This window comes from Streptomyces sp. NPDC058964, from assembly GCF_042741275.1.
GTDB lineage: Bacteria > Actinomycetota > Actinomycetes > Streptomycetales > Streptomycetaceae > Streptomyces.
The window spans coordinates 1-14580 of sequence record NZ_JBHYKH010000209.1 but is presented as its reverse complement, the minus strand read 5'-3'; the positions used below and the strand labels follow the sequence as shown (position 1 = coordinate 14580).

At 73.9% G+C, this 14580-nt stretch carries 8 protein-coding genes; 2 read left to right on the top strand and 6 right to left on the bottom strand.

Annotation, left to right across the window (positions count from 1 at the left end):
* Positions 1-166: 166 nt before the first annotated feature.
* On the top strand, positions 167-3007 hold the full coding sequence (locus ACFW2E_RS24385) for a BTAD domain-containing putative transcriptional regulator (protein ID WP_384469203.1): 2841 nt from the start codon (positions 167-169) through the stop codon (positions 3005-3007).
* Between the two features lie 323 nt (positions 3008-3330).
* Here ACFW2E_RS24385 and ACFW2E_RS24380 read toward each other — a convergent pair whose 3' ends face one another.
* The 6 genes from ACFW2E_RS24380 to ACFW2E_RS24355 form a co-directional block, all read right to left on the bottom strand.
* The gene (locus tag ACFW2E_RS24380) at positions 3331-5631 is read right to left on the bottom strand and encodes an FUSC family protein (RefSeq protein ID WP_384469202.1); all 2301 of its coding nucleotides are present in this window, start codon (positions 5629-5631) and stop codon (positions 3331-3333) included.
* Between the two features lie 419 nt (positions 5632-6050).
* Positions 6051-7463, bottom strand: coding sequence for an FAD-binding oxidoreductase (locus ACFW2E_RS24375; protein WP_384469201.1), 1413 nt, complete (start codon positions 7461-7463; stop codon positions 6051-6053).
* Positions 7464-7531: 68 nt separating this feature from the next.
* The gene (locus tag ACFW2E_RS24370) at positions 7532-10756 is read right to left on the bottom strand and encodes a BTAD domain-containing putative transcriptional regulator (RefSeq protein ID WP_384469200.1); all 3225 of its coding nucleotides are present in this window, start codon (positions 10754-10756) and stop codon (positions 7532-7534) included.
* 76 nt (positions 10757-10832) lie between these two features.
* Positions 10833-11270 carry a cold-shock protein gene (locus tag ACFW2E_RS24365; RefSeq protein ID WP_384469199.1) on the bottom strand — a complete coding sequence of 146 codons (438 nt, stop codon included), beginning with the start codon at positions 11268-11270 and terminating at the stop codon, positions 10833-10835.
* Between the two features lie 56 nt (positions 11271-11326).
* Positions 11327-12712 carry a sensor histidine kinase gene (locus tag ACFW2E_RS24360; RefSeq protein WP_384469198.1) on the bottom strand — a complete coding sequence of 462 codons (1386 nt, stop codon included), beginning with the start codon at positions 12710-12712 and terminating at the stop codon, positions 11327-11329.
* Positions 12709-13395, bottom strand: a complete 687-nt coding sequence (locus ACFW2E_RS24355) for a response regulator transcription factor (protein WP_384469197.1) — start codon at positions 13393-13395, stop codon at positions 12709-12711. Before ACFW2E_RS24355 ends, ACFW2E_RS24360 begins: the two co-directional genes overlap by 4 nt.
* 240 nt (positions 13396-13635) lie before the next feature.
* Between ACFW2E_RS24355 and ACFW2E_RS24350 the strand changes: the two genes are divergently transcribed.
* Positions 13636-14580 (top strand): MMPL family transporter (locus ACFW2E_RS24350; RefSeq protein ID WP_384469196.1); only part of this gene is annotated, 945 nt, incomplete at its 3' end.

The following is a 14580-nucleotide window of genomic DNA, read 5'->3' as shown; positions in this document are numbered from 1 at the left end:
CGGGTCCGCGCCATGCTCCGTGCCCGGCCCTTTCGAGCCGGGCCCGGAGCAGGGCCTTCCGGTTCTCGAATCCGTGCCGGGATCGCAGGGCGGCTACGATTCCCGCCGACTGAGCACCCGTCCGACGGCGATGGGCCGACCAGCCCAGTTGTCCGGAGGAACGCAGATGAGATTCGGCCTGCTCGGCCCGCTGACCGTCCACGACGGTGCGACCGCCCGCCCGGTCAGCAGCGCCAAGGGCCGCGCGCTGCTGGGGGCGTTGCTGCTCCAGCCCAATCGCGCCGTGCCCGCCGGCACCCTGGAGGCCGTGCTGTGGGGCGACCGCCCGCCCGCCACCGCGAGTGCCTCGCTGTACAACCATGTGACGCGGCTCCGGCGCACCCTCGCCGAGGACGGCGGGTCCCGCCTGCGGGCAGTACCGGGCGGATACCGGCTGGCCGTCGCCGAGGGCGAGCTGGACAGCGAAGTGTTCTCCGGCCACCTGGAGCGGGCCCGCGCCGCCCGGCAGCGGCACGACTGGGCGACGGTCGGCCGGTCGACCGCGCGGGCGCTGGAGCTGTGGCGCGGCGAGCCGCTGGCCGACCTGCCGGATCCGGCCCTCGTCCACGCGGAGATACGGCCGCAGATCCAGCAGTTCCAAGAGGCGCGGTTACAGGCACTGGAATGGCGTTTCGACGCGGAGCTCGAGCTCGGCCGGCACAGCGGACTGGCTCCCGAACTCGCCCGGCTGACCGCAGAGCACCCGCTGCGCGAGATGTTCCACCGGCAGCTGATGCTCGTACTGCACCGCACGGACCGGCGAGCCGAGGCCCTCGCCGTCTTCCACCGGCTGCGGCGCACACTGGTCGACGAGCTCGGCATCGAGCCGGGGTCCGCCGTGCGGGAGGCACATCAGGAGATCCTGACGGCCGATGGAGTGAGAGCGCCCGAAACCGTGCCGGGACGTTCCGGCCGGGAACCCGATCTGCCCGGTGTCCCCGCCGGACCGGCAGAGCCGACGACGCCACACCCGTCCGGCGAACCGACGCGCCCGATTCCCGTTCAACTCCCCGCCGACACCGTGGACTTCGTCGGTAGAGCGACCGAGATCGAGACTCTGGGCGCCGCGCTCCGGCCGGACCCGGCGCTCTACGTGCCCCCGGTCGCGGTCGTCTCCGGAATGGCGGGCATCGGCAAGACCGCACTGGCCGTCCACGTCGCGCACCGCCTGCGGGAGGAGTTCCCGGACGGCCGGCTCCACGCGGACCTGCGCGGCTTCGGCGCCGGCGACGCGCGCGACCCGCACGATCTGCTCGCCCGCTTCCTGACCGACCTCGGAGTACGCGAGCACCCACTGCCCGAGCACACCGACGACCGCGCCGCGCTGTTCCGTTCGGCGCTGCACGGCCGGCGTGTGCTCCTGCTCCTGGACAACGCCCGGGACGCGGCACAGGTCGCGCCCCTGCTGCCCGCAAGCGGAGGCTGCGCGGTCCTGATCACCAGCCGCTACACCCTGGCGGACCTCCCCGACGCGATCCGTCTCCGGCTGGATCCACTCCACACGGTGGAGCAGCGGCACCTGCTCACCTCGCTGTGCGGCTCCGAGCGGGTCCGGGCCGAACCGGGGGCGGCGGCCAGGATCCTCGAGGCCTGCGGCGGTCTGCCCCTCGCGCTGCGGCTCGCCGGGGCCCGGCTGGCGACGCGGCCCGGCTGGCCCCTGACCACGCTGGCGCAGCGTCTGGATTCCGGCAGCGGGCGGCTGCGGGCCCTGTCCGCGGGCGGTCTGGCGGTCCGGAACACGTTCGCCATGAGCTACACCGCCTTGCGGGACAGCCCGGTGCCCCTGGAGGCCCAACAGGCCCGCGCCTTCCGGCTGCTCGGTCTGTGGCCCGTGCACGCGCTGGCCGCCGAGTCGGCGGCCGTGCTGCTGCACCGCCCGGTGGATGAGACCGAGGACCTGCTCGAGGCCCTGGTGGACGCCCATCTGCTGCGGACTCCCGCGCCCGGCCGGTACGCCTTCCACGACCTGCTCGGCGAGTACGCGGTCGAGCGGGCGGCCGAGGAGGAGCGCCCGGGGAACCGGAAGGCGGCGCGGCTGCGACTGCTGGGCTGGTACACGGCGGCGGTGTCGAAGGCGAACGCGCTCCTCACCCCGGGGTTCCACCCACCCCTGCCGGAGGCGGAGTTGGCCGCATGGCTGCCGGAATTCGCCGATGCCGAGCAGGCCTTGTCGTGGTGCGCCCGGGAACTGCCCGCGCTCACGGAGGCGATCCGTCGGGCGGTGCGCTACGAACGGCCCGATCTGGCCTGGCGGTTGGCCGTGGGCCTGTCCGGATACGCACAGCGCCACTGGTGGACCACGGAGTGGGAGCGAGGCACGGCTGCCGCTCTGGGCTGTGCCGAGGAACACGAGGATCTGCTCGGCCAGGGCTGGCTGCACGCCTGTACCGGTGTGGTCCACGCGTCCGCGCACCGTCCGGAGCGGTCGCTGGAGCATCTGCGGACCGCCCTGCTCCACTTCGAGAAGGCCGAGGACGCGGCGGGACGGGCAGCCGTGTACGACACCCTGGCCGGGGTCCATCGCAGGCTGGCCCGGCCGAGCGAGGCGCTCGGCTTCGGCGAGCGGGCCGCCGCGCTGTACCGCGCGGCGGGTGACATCGTGAGCGTCGCCGCCGTCCTGGGCCGCATGGGCGACGTGCTGATGGAGGCCGACGACCCGGCGGCGGCCGAGGAGCGCTATCGGGATGCCCTGGCCCACCAGCGGGAGCACGGCGACCGGGCCGACGTGGCCGCGGCCCTGACCCGGCTCGGGGACGCACTGCGCGCGCTGAACCGTCCGCAGGAGGCGTTCGAGGCCCTCGACGAGGCGCTGCGGATTCGCGCGCGCCTCGGGGACCCGGAGGGCACGGCCGACACCCTGGAGACCATGGCACTCACCCATTTCCACTTCGGAGACCGTCGCGCCGCCATGGAGCACTGGGGACGGTCCCGAGCGCTGGGACACGGGCCCTGGCGGCAACCGGGCTGACGGGCCGCGCGGTCACGGGGCGTGGGCACGGTCGCACGCCGACGCGGATACCGGAGCCCACGCCGCCGCCCGGGGGCCGACGCTCGCACCGGCGGCGGAGCAGGACCAGGAGGATCACCAGGTTCAGGGCGCCGACGACGCCGTCCAGGACGAGCCGCGCAACGGCGAGTATCACGAGATGCGTCCTCTCCCCGGAGCGTCGCGGCACCGGCGGACCAGGGCCCGCCGCCGTTGGCCCACGACCCTGCCGAAACGGCCCAACCGGGTCCCAACAGCCGGCCAACCGACCGGCAACACTCCAGGAGACGTCTGCTGCACCCGGGTCAGGCGGGACCGGAGCCGCCGTGCCGCGCGGCCTGCTCGAGGCTCGGCTGCAGACGCCGCGCCGCGTTGAGGTGGTCGACGGTCCAGATGATGCGTACCGCCGTGTCGGACGCCCGTCCGTCGTCGTCGCGCAGTTCGCGGCGGAGGGAGGCGACCAGGGTGGCCTCGGCGGCGGGGTTGCGCGGCATGGGCGCGCGCACGGGCGAGTTCCGGGCCAGACTCACGGCCAGGTCCCGGTACCAGCCGCTCACCCGGCCCGCGGCGCCGAGCAGCACCATGCGGGCGTCGGCGCGGTCCGTTCCGGCATGCCGGACGGCCGCTCGTTGCCACAGCCCGAGCACCGCGTCCGCGGCGAGCCGCAGTCCGACGATGCCGGTGACCAGGGTCGTCATGTCCGCGAGCGGCACCGGTTTCGCGCCGCGTTCGGCCAGGAAACTGCGGAAGGCGTCATCGAGTCTGCGGGCGGCGGCCGCCGCCTCGAGGCCCTCCTCCAGAGGGGCGTCGGCCGACGAGGGAAGCGCGCCGCAGCGACCGACGGCGTACTCGACGGCTCCGGCGAGATAGCGGGCGCTGTCCGTGTAGGCGTCCGCGAGGGCGCGGTTCACGGCGGCCGCCGCACCGTGCGGCCAGAAGAACAGGCCCACGACCACGCTGACGGCACAGCCGAGCCCGATGTCCTGGACCCGCAGCAGCACGATGTGCCAGTCGGGGTTGTGGCCGATGCTGAACAGGATGACCAGAGCGACGGTGAAGGCGGCCTGGCCCGCGGCGAACGACACCGCGGCCGGTGCGACGCCGGCGATCAGCACGGCGACGGGCAACAGGAACCACAAGACCGTGCCGTGGTGCCCGATGAGGTACAACAGGCCCGCGCCGATGATCGAACCCGCGATCGTGCCGCCGAGCGCGCGGATGGCGTTCTGGCCGGTGTTGAGGGCGTTCGAGCGCAGCACGGAAAGGGTTCCGAGGAGGATCCAGAACGAGTGCTGGAAGCCGGTCACGCTCGCCAGCGCGACGGCGATGCCCAGGCCGACGGCGCCCCGGCAGCTGTTGTGCAACCAGACCGAGTTGGGGCGCAGATGGGCGACGGCACGCTCCCGCGCGGCGGTCAGCGGCCGGTTCGGCGCACCGGGCTCGAGCCCGAGGAGCCGCTCCGGCCACGTGCGCCGTTCGGCCGCCGCCACCAGATCCACGTTGCCGGCGATCTGCAGCGTGGCGAAGCCCAGTTCCTGGGCGCGGAACGACAGGTCCAGGGCTTCGATGAAGGCGCGGACCCCGGACTCGGTACCGGGCCCGGGCAGCTGCACGGGGAGCAGGACGGGCGCGCCGCGTTCCATCCTGTCCATGGCCGCGTGCAACGTCTCCAGCGCGGCGTGCAGTTCGTCGGGCGCCTGGTCCCGGGTGTCCAGGAGGTCGGCCGTCCGTTCCAGGACCACGGCGGCCGCCCGTCGTACGGCGAGGGCCTCGGGATCGCAGACCACGTGGTCGTCCGGTGGGGGAGCGCTGTCGGCCACGATCGTGCTGAGCCACGTCAGTTCGTCGACCAGCCGGACCAGGGCCCGTGAGCCGATGGACAGCCCGGTGGGCCGGTAGGGAGCGGCGTCGAAGGCGCTGCGCAGATCGGCGGCCGCGGCGGTTGCCTCGTCGGCGGTCTTCCGGCATGCACGGACGCCGGCCGCGTCCGCACCGCGGGCCAGGCGGGATGCGTCGGCGTGCAGTTGTGCCGCGGCCGTCCGGCAGCAGCGGGCCGCGGGGGCACTGAGCGGGTCGGTGTCGGGCCGCGGCCAGAGCAGGGAGATCGCGAGCATGGCCGAGGCCGCGGCCAGGCCCGCGCCGGCGAGCCGCTCGGGCAGCTGCGACAGCGGCGCGGGCGTGGTCACCGGAAGGACGAAGCCCAGGAGCAGCGCCGTCGACGCCCCGGCGAGAACGGAGCTGACCACACCGGAGAACAGCACGGCGAAGCCGATCACCACGGTCGTGGTCACCGCGAGCCAGGTCTCGTGGGCCACGAGGGTGCCGAGAGAGATGAGCAGCGCCCAGGCCACCGCGAGGCCCATGTGGGCGCGGAGGCGCTGCACCATCGGGCCGGTGAAGTCGACGAGCAGCAGCATCGAGAACGAACCGAACGCCGCGTACGTCGCCATCACCGGCGACCGCAGGACCACGTCGCACAGGGCGAACAGCGCGGGCATCACCACAGCGGCGCGCATGGCCCTGCGCGTCGCCGCCAGCTCCGGGTCGTGGGCCCGCAACCAGGCCGGGACCCTTCCGAACAGGCTGAGGCCGGCTGCCGCCTGCATACGCCGAGACCTTCCGTCAGCGGAGCGTCCGCGTGTCCCTCCGACCCGCCGAGTATCCGTCCTCGCCGGTCGGTGCGGTGCCGCTCGTGCGCCGGGCAGCGGTACCACTGCGGCCCTTCGGGTGACCGGTCAGTCGCCGGACCGGCCCGGGACCGCGGGAAGCACCTGCTCGGCGACGTGTGGGTGGTACGTCGTCCTGGCGCCGGATGACGACCTCGAATGTACCGCCCTTGTCCTCGGTGTCTTCGGAGACCGCGACCGGGCGCCGGGCGACACCGCCGGGGCCGGTGCCGGTCCTGCCGCCGTATCAGGTCGGGGCGATGGTCCGGCACCGGTCCGCCGGCGAGCCTTCTTCACCGTGCGGCCTGCCGGGTGCGGTCGGCGCGCGGCCGACGGCACCCGGCGCAGTGGCGGCCGGGTCATGCCGCGGCCGAGGGGCGGATGTTCTGGTTGAGGCGGAACATGTTCGTGGGATCGTAGGCGTCCTTGACCCTGACGAGCCGCTCGTGGACCGCTTCCGGATACGAGGCGCGCACCTTGTCCTCTGCGGCGTCGCCGGTGAAGTTGACGTACATGGCACCGTGGCCGTTGCGGGAGATCTCCCGGCGGGCCGCACGGGCCCAGGCGATGTGCGCGTCGAAGTCCGTCGTGTCCGGGGAACGCGCGATCACGTTGCACAGCACGCCGGAATCGCGCTGGCTGAAGGCCGTGGCCTCGGCGGGCACGCGGGCGAACGCGCCGCCGAGCTGGTGCAGGTGCAGTTCGCTGCGGGGCGTGGGCGTCGTGAGGTGGTGGCGCAGTACGGCGTCGATGGCGGTGTCGGACGGCTCGATGAACGCGGACGTGAAGTAGTTGTGGGCTCCGCGCGTCCACAGCGGGTCGATCAGTGTCTGCATGCCCGTGTACGGCAGGGGACCCATGACGTCGGCGATGGGCGTGCCCAGGGAGCGCAGCGGAGCGACGGCCGCCTCGCCCGCCGCCGGGTCGCCCGCGTACATACCGCCCACGATCACGACACGCGTGCCGTGGACCTCCGGGGGCAGGAACGGCAGCGGAGGAGCCGTCGTCAGGTTCACGAGTGTCGTCAGGTCGTCGGGCATGCGGTCGAACTCCTCGCGCCAGCGAGTGATCACCTGGCGGGCCTCGGCGGCGGGGTAGAAGATCAGCCCGCCCAGGACCTGGGGCCCCACCGGGTGCAGCTCGTACTCGAGCGACGTGACCACGCCGAAGTTGCCGCCGCCACCGCGCAGGGCCCAGAACAGCTCGGGATGCTCCCGCGGGTCCGCGCGCACCACGCGGCCGTCGGCGGTGACGACCTCGGCCGCCGTCACATTGTCGGAGGCCAGACCGTGCCGGCGCAGGAGCCAGCCCACCCCGCCGCCGAGGGTGAAACCGGAGATCCCGGTCGAGGAGACCAGACCGCCGGTCACGGCGAGCCCGAAGGCCTGGGTCTCGTGGTCGAGATCGCCCCAGGTCATGCCGGCCTGGGCGACCACCCGGCGTCGCACGGGATCGACGACGGCGCCCTTCATGGCCGACAGGTCGATGACGATGCCGTCGTCGCAGGTCGAGAACCCGGCGATGCTGTGGGCGCCGCCGCGCACGGCCACGAGCAGGTCCTGGCTGCGTGCGAACTCGACGGCACGGACCACGTCCGCGGTTCCGGCGCAGCGCACGATCAGCGCCGGGTGCTTGTCGTGGGCCGCGTTCCACACGGAACGGGCCTCGTCGTAGTCGGCGTCGCCGGGGCGGACGACGGTGCCGCGCAGGGCCGCCTCCAGTTCGGCGACGGTGGCGTCCCCCAGGACACCCTTTGCCGTGTCGATCGACATGGTCGGCTCCTCGGTGTGAGTGCTCTCGCTGGTACTCAGGACCGTAGGGGTGGCCTCTTAGCATCCACTCAGCAGCCGCTTTGGGCGCTCTCGGTCCGTGGCACCGCGCGTCGCAGCACAGCCGGGCCGCGCGTGTCGCCGAGGCGGGTGAACAGGTCGCCGGCGCGGGCCGCGGCCGCCGCGGCGGCCTCGCGCTCACCCGTCCGCCACAGCAACTGCGCCAGTACGAGGGCGGCCCATCCGGCGGCGGAGGTCGACCCGGCCACCCGTTCCAGCCGCTGGGCGTGGTGCAGCAGGGTGCGGGCCGTCGCCGGGTCACCGGCGTCGCGGGCCACGAGCCCGAGATGGAGCAGGCTGTTGGCCGCGCCCGGGAAGTCGTCGGTCTCCTCGAAGCCGGTGAGGGCACGCGCGATGGTGGACCGCGCGCTCTCGGTGTCCCCGCGGGCCAGGTGGAGCAGGCCGAGGCAGCCCAGGGTGATGCCTTCCTCCCGGCGGTCGCCGAGCCGGCACCTGATCGCCAGCGCCGTCTCCAGGCACTCCCTGGCCGCCTCGTGGTCGCCCCGGCTGCGGTGGATGTTCCCGAGCGTGTTGATGGCCAGGGACTCGCCATGGGGGTCGGCGAGGGCACGGAAGCAGTCGGCACTGCGCCCGGCCGCCGCCGTCGCGGCCTCGGTGTCGCCCTCCAGCCGGGTCGCCCACGCCAGATTCGCCAGCACATAGCCGCGGGCCCGGGACGGGCCGACCGTGCGGCCGGCCAGGACCGTCTCCTCGAACAGCAGCGACACCTGCCCTGCCTCGTCGACCTCGACCGCGTAGCCCGGTGTCATGACCGGAAGGAACGGGCCGCCGTCCTCGCCGAGCTCGTCCAGGAGCCGCAGACTCTCCGTGCACGCCTCTCGCGCGACCGTGCCCTCCCCCCGGCAGACGGCCCAGACACTCTCCAGGTGCGCGGCCGCGGCGAGCACCGCCGGGGCGCCCGCGTCACGGGCCAGTGCCGTGGCCCGGTCGAGGGCGGTGCGCGCGCGGTCCCACGTACCGTGCATCCAGTGCAGGACGGCCCGCTGGTAGTGGGCGTACGCCAGGGTCGCCCCGTCCGATCCCCGCTCGTGGATCCCGACGATCTGTGTGCCGATGTCCTCCAGTGGAGCCACGTCGCCGAGCCGGATCGCCAGCACGGCCCGGCCCATCAGCGCTCTGGCGCGCTCTGGCGTCGGCTCCGGTGCGGCGGCCAGAGCGTCCTCCAGCCAGGTCCGCCCCTCGGCGAGGCGTCCGCGTTCGGTCCAGAACGAACGCAGCGCGACCGCCAGGCGCAGCGCCTGGTCCGGTTCGTGGCGCAGGAAGGAACGCAGGGCGGCCCGGAGATTGCCGTAGTCGGCCTCCAGTTCGAGCGAGGTCGCCCCGCAGACCCCGACGGCCGGTTCGTGGTCCCGTGCCTCGGCGAGTTCCAGGTAGAAGTGCCGGTGCCGGGCCTCGGTGGCCGCCTGTTCCCCGGCGGCCCGCAGCCGCTCGGCGGCGTACTGCCTGATCGTCTCCGGCAACCGGTAGCGCGCCTCGTCCGGCCGGGGGTCCACCCACACCAGGGACTTGTCGGCCAGCCGGCCGAGCAGGTCCAGCACCGGGCATTCCCGGTCACCGCCGGCGCACACGTCCTCGGCCGCCGCGAGCGAGAACCCGCCCGTGAAGACGGAAAGCCTCCGGAACAGGCGCCGCTCCTCGTCGTCGAGCAGCCGGTGGCTCCACTCCAGGGTGGCGAGCAGTGTCTCCTGCCGCGTCACGCCGTGCCGGCTGCCCCGAGCGAGGAGAGCCAGGGCGTCGTCGAGCCGTTCCGCGATCTGACGCGGGGCCAGCACAGGTACCCGGGCCGCCGCGAGCTCCAGGGCCAGCGGCATGCCGTCGAGCCGGAAGCAGATCTGCGCCACGTCCGCCGCGTTCCCCGGGGTCAGCTCGAATCCCGGGGCCGCGTCGGCGGCCCGTTCCACGAACAGCCGCACGGAGGCGAAGCGGCCCAGTTCCGCCAGGGCCGGCAGCCGACGCGGATCCGGCAGGCCCAGCGACGGCACCCTGAAGGTCCGTTCCCCGTAACTGCGCAACGGCTCCCGGCTGGTCGCGAGCACGGCGACACCCGGGCAGTGGGCCAGGATCTCCGAGACCAGCGCGGCGCACGCCTCGACCAGGTGCTCGCAGTTGTCGAGTACCAGCAGCATCTCCCGGCCGCCGAGCTGGGTGATCAGCGCCTGCCGTCCCCCGCCGGAGGGCGGCAGCTGCAGTCCGAGGACCGCGGCGACCGTGTCCGCAACGAGCTGCGGTTCCGTCAGCGCGGCCAGGTCCACGAACCACGCCCCGTCCCGGAAGCCGTCACGCCGACGGGCCGCCACGGCGAGCGCGAGCCGGGTCTTGCCGCAGCCGCCGGCCCCGGTGAGGGTCAGCAGCCTGCTCCGCCCGAGCAACTGCTCCACCTCGGCCGTCTCGCGCTCCCGGCCGATGAGTCCGGTCGCCGGCTGCGGCAGGTTGTGCCGTGGAGCGTCGGGCCGCCGCTTTCCGGCCTCGACCGAGTCGGCAAGCAGCTCACGGAAGAGGCGGCGCGTCTGCGGGTCGGGGTCGGCGCCGGTGTCCCGGCGGAGCGCGTCCCGCAGCCGCTCGTAGCCGGCGAGCGCCTCCCGGCGCCGTCCGGCGCCCGCCAGGTTGCGCATCAGCGCCCGGTGGCCGGGCTCGTGCAGAGGGTCCTCGGCGAGCAGGGCCCGCAGTACGTCGTTGGCCTCGGCCGTGCGGTGCTCGCGGTCGAGCGCCTCGGCCAGCTCCAGCCTGAGCGTCGTACGCCGTGTCTCCAGCGCCCCGGCCGCCTCGGCCGCCCACGGCTCGTAACGGTCCTCGGGCAGCAGCCCGGGGTCGGCCAGGGCGAGCGCGGCACGGTAGTCGGCCGCGCTCTTGCTGTGCGAGGCCCGCCCGACCCGCTGGTCGAGTTCGTCGAGGTCGATCCGCACGCCGCCGTCAGGGGCGAGCAGCACCAGGTCGTCGCGGAGGACCACGACGTCCCCCGGTGCTCCCGTCGAGGTCAGCGCGCGGCGCAAGGCGTGCAGCACCTGGTGCAGATTGTTCGACGCGGCCGTCCGGTCCAGGTCCGGCCACAGAAGGTCGTAGAGCCGCTCCCGGTGCATCCGGTGGCCCGGTGACAGACACAGCAGTTTCAGCAGGCTCCGGGCCTTGCGCAGTCGCCATGCCCCGGCGGCGACAGGGCGGTCGTCGACCGTCACGGCGAAACCGCCGAGGAGCCGGATGCGTACCTGATCGGCCATGGCTGCCTCAGGAGCAGGTTACCGCCTGACAGGGTCCGGGACCCGTGGAGTCCTGCTTCGCCGTGCCGCGAGCCGGTCAGTCCTCGAGCCAGCCGTGGTCCTTGCCGAACTGCAGCAGCCCGCGCCGGGCGGCGAGGATCTGCTCCGCGGTCAGCGAGGGTGCCGAGGCGAGCAGGACCTCGGTGACCTCGTGCAGGTACTCGCCGGCGGTGAGCACGTCACACAGCGAGTCGTCGCCGTCGGCAGGACGGTGCGCGCTCCGAGCCGACGTCCTCGACGCCCCGCCCGGCGGGGTCAGCGGCCCGTCCGGCCCCTCGGCCAGGCGCACCTCCGACGCCTTGAGCCCGCGGTCGCCCTCCTCGACGGAGAACTCCACCGCGAGCCCCGGGCGCACCTGCTGTTCCGGGATACGAAGGTCGTTCACGTGGAGGAAGACGTCCTCGCCGCCATGGTCGGGAGCGATGAATCCGTAGCCCCGCAGACCGTCGAAGCGCACCACACGCCCGGAAACCACTCCGCCACCCCCATCAGCCCGGTCCCCGACCGGGACGATTGCACAGGGGCAGCAGCTTACGCGGACCCGCCCGGGCCGTCCGGGCGGGGCGGCAGCAGGACCGTGAAGCAGGCGCCGCCCTCGGGGGCGTTCCCCGCGGCGGAGATGATGCCGCCGAGCCGCGTGGCCAGACGACGGGCGACGGCCAGGCCCAGGCCGCTTCCGACGGGGCGGACGCCGCGGTAGCGCTCGGTCAGGGCGCCGCGTTCGAAGGCGACCTCGATGTCGGCGTCGGTGAGGCCGGGGCCGCCGTCACGCACCTGCAAGCGGGCCCCCGCGCCGTCCTGCCGCACGGCCAGTACCAGGGGCCGGCCGGCGGGTGTGACGCGCAGGGCGTTCTCGGCGAGTCCGTCGACGAGCTGGCGTATCCGGAAGCCGTCGGTGGCGATGGTCAACGGCTGTGCCGGGCGTTCGACACGGAAGTCGACCCCGTCCCGGGCGCAGCGGGCGGACCAGACGGCCGCGGCCTGTTCCACCAGCGCGTCCAGATCGACCTCGTCGACGTCCAGCCGGAAGTCGTCGGCCTCCAGCCGGGCCAGGGCGAGCAGATCGCCCACGAAGCGTTCCAGCCGCTCCATCTCGGTGCGCAGGACACGCCCGGCCTCGGGCACCTCGTCCCCGGTGATCACCTCGTCGGCGAGGGCCTCGGCGTATCCGCGCGCGGTGGTCAGCGGCGTACGGATCTCGTGGGAGACCGACAGCAGGAAGTCCCGTTGCCGGTTCTCGCTGTGGGCCAGCGCCGCGTCCAGCGAGTTCAGCGCCGTCGCGAGCTCGGCCACTTCGGCGGGCCCCTCCGAGGGCACCGTCAGACCGCGCTCGCCCGCGGACAGCCGGTGGGCGGTGCGGGCGGCCGAGGAGAGCGGACGGGCCAGCCGCCGGGCGAGCAGCGCGCCGGCCAGGGCCGCGCCGCCCAGTCCCAGTGCCAGTGGCAGGACCAGGGCGCCGCGCATACGGTCGGTGGCCGCGTCGACGTCGCTCATCGGCTGGGTGAGCACCAGTCCGCCACCGGTGCGCGTCGGCACGCCCTCCACCAGTACCTCCCGCCCGTCCAGGACGGCGGTCGCCGAGACGTCCTCGCCCGCGAGCAGCGCCTTGCGCAGGCCGGGGCCGACGACCTCCGTCGACGGACCGGCGACGTCCCCGGAGGGCTGGACGAGGGCGAGTTCGGTACCGCTGGGGCCGGCGATGCGCTGCTGCCGTTGCAGGAGCAGACCGGCCAACGGCGGGGTCCGGGCCAGGACTTCGGCCTGACGGGCGAGCTGGTCGCGCTCCTGGGCCTCGGCGTTCGTGCGGATCGTCCGCCAGGCGAACAGTCCGGTCAGCAGTACGGCGACCGCTGCGACGGCGGTGGTCAGCAGCACGATGCTCACGGCGAGGGAGCCGTGGCGCCGTTCGGTCCTCATCGGCCGTTGTCGGCGACGCTGTAGCCGACCCCACGCACGGTGCGGATCGGGCTGGCGTCTGCGAGTTTCGCGCGCAGTTGCGACACGTAGACGTCCATGACCCGGGTGTCCCGGTAGTCGGCGTAGCCCCAGACCTGCGCCAGCAGCTGTTCACGGGTGAAGACCTGGCCGGGGTTGCGCATGAGGAAGGCCAGCAGGTTGAACTCGGTGGTCGTCAGTTCCACGGGGGCGTCGTCCACGTGCAGTGTCCGGCGTCCGGTGTCGAGCGTGAGCCGGCCCAGTCGGCGCACCGGTTCCTGCTGCGGGCCCGCCGCGCGCCGCAGGAGGCTCTTCACGCGCGCGACCAACTCCTGCGGGGAGAAGGGCTTGGCGAGGTAGTCGTCGCCGCCCAGCTCCAGCCCGAGGATGCGGTCGGTGACCTCGTCGCGTGCGGTCACGAACACGACGGGCGTCCAGTCGCCCTCCTCGCGCAGCCGGCGGCACACGTCCATGCCGTCCATGCCGGGCAGGGCGATGTCCAGGACGATCGCAGCGGGGCGCATCCGCCGGGCCGCGGCCAGCGCGGCGACCCCGTCGGTCTCGACGTGCACGCCGAACCCTTCCCGGCTCAGATAGCGCCGCTGCAGGTCGGCGATGTGCGGCTCGTCCTCGGCGATCAGGACGAGACCTCTGTTCTCGGGCATGTGGCTCTCTCCTAGGGCCCACGCGAGGGCGGGGGCCGGCCCGGGGCTCCGGGATGCCGTCGATGCTAACCAGCGCCGCCGTGTCAGGACGCGGGCGGATCCGGTCCTTACACAGCCCGAACATGCGCCGAACGTTCCGCTCGTACGACTGCGGCAGGCTGTGCTCGCAATCGGGCAACGGGAGGACGACGAGGTGAACGGCATCAGCATGGCCACGACGCACCGGACGGCGAGGCCGACGTGACACCACGACCAGCGGGACTCACGCACCCGGTGAGCGCGGCGGCGACGGGCACGGGCGGATCGACGCTCGTGGCCCTGGGGCTCGTCACCGCGGCGGGGCTGGCCCTGGCCGTCACGCTGTTCCTGCTCCGCACCCGACGCTCCCGGCCCGCACCGCCGGCTTCTCTCATGCCCGCCGAGGGCCCGACCAGGAATGACGGAATGACCCACGCTCTTCGCACCACCCTGGAACCTCCCCGCCCCGAGCCGGATGGGACAGCTTCCGCTGGCCGGCTGCACAGGGCCGGCCGCTGGTGCGCGCGACGGCCCTGGTGGGTGCTCGGAGCCTGGCTGCTGGTGATGCTCGCCGCACTGGCCGCCGACCGCACGTGGGGCGGCACCTACGACGACGACTTCTCGCTGCCCGGCACCTCCGTGCAGACCGGCGCCGATCTGCTGGACGCCCACGGCTCGGCCGGGGTACGCGGCACCGCCTCCCAGATCGTGCTGCACCCGGGCAGCGGTGCCCTCGGCGCCCACCGGGAGGCCGTCGGCACGGCCGTGAGCGAGCTGGGCAAGCTGCCCGACGTGATCTCCGTGGCCGACCCGCTCCGCACTCCGGGCGCGGTCTCCGCCGACGGCACCACCGGAATGGTCACCGTCCGCTTCACGAAGAACCCGTCCCGCTTCGATCGCTCCTATCTCGATGGCGTCGACGACGCCGTGCACGCTCTGCGCGCCGACGGTGTGGAGGTCGAGTACGGCGGTCCGCTGGGCAGGTTGGCCCGGCCCAAGGCCGCGGACCGGCTGTCGGAGGCGATCGGGCTCGCCACCGCGGTGATCGTCCTGCTGGCCGGGTTCGGCAGTCTGGCCGCCGCCGGCCTGCCGCTGCTGACCGCCGTGATCGGACTGCTGTCCGGCATCTCCCTGCTCGCCCTGCTGGCCGCGGCCGTCACCTTCGGC

Excerpts from the sequence above, each read along its gene's own strand:
- ACFW2E_RS24375 (WP_384469201.1), bottom strand. The coding sequence starts at position 7,463 with ATGTCGATCGACACGGCAAAGGGTGTCCTGGGGGACGCCACCGTCGCC.
- ACFW2E_RS24355 (WP_384469197.1), bottom strand. The coding sequence starts at position 13,395 with ATGCCCGAGAACAGAGGTCTCGTCCTGATCGCCGAGGACGAGCCGCAC.
- ACFW2E_RS24380 (WP_384469202.1), bottom strand. The coding sequence starts at position 5,631 with ATGCAGGCGGCAGCCGGCCTCAGCCTGTTCGGAAGGGTCCCGGCCTGG.
- ACFW2E_RS24385 (WP_384469203.1), top strand. The coding sequence starts at position 167 with ATGAGATTCGGCCTGCTCGGCCCGCTGACCGTCCACGACGGTGCGACC.
- ACFW2E_RS24360 (WP_384469198.1), bottom strand. The coding sequence starts at position 12,712 with ATGAGGACCGAACGGCGCCACGGCTCCCTCGCCGTGAGCATCGTGCTG.
- ACFW2E_RS24370 (WP_384469200.1), bottom strand. The coding sequence starts at position 10,756 with ATGGCCGATCAGGTACGCATCCGGCTCCTCGGCGGTTTCGCCGTGACG.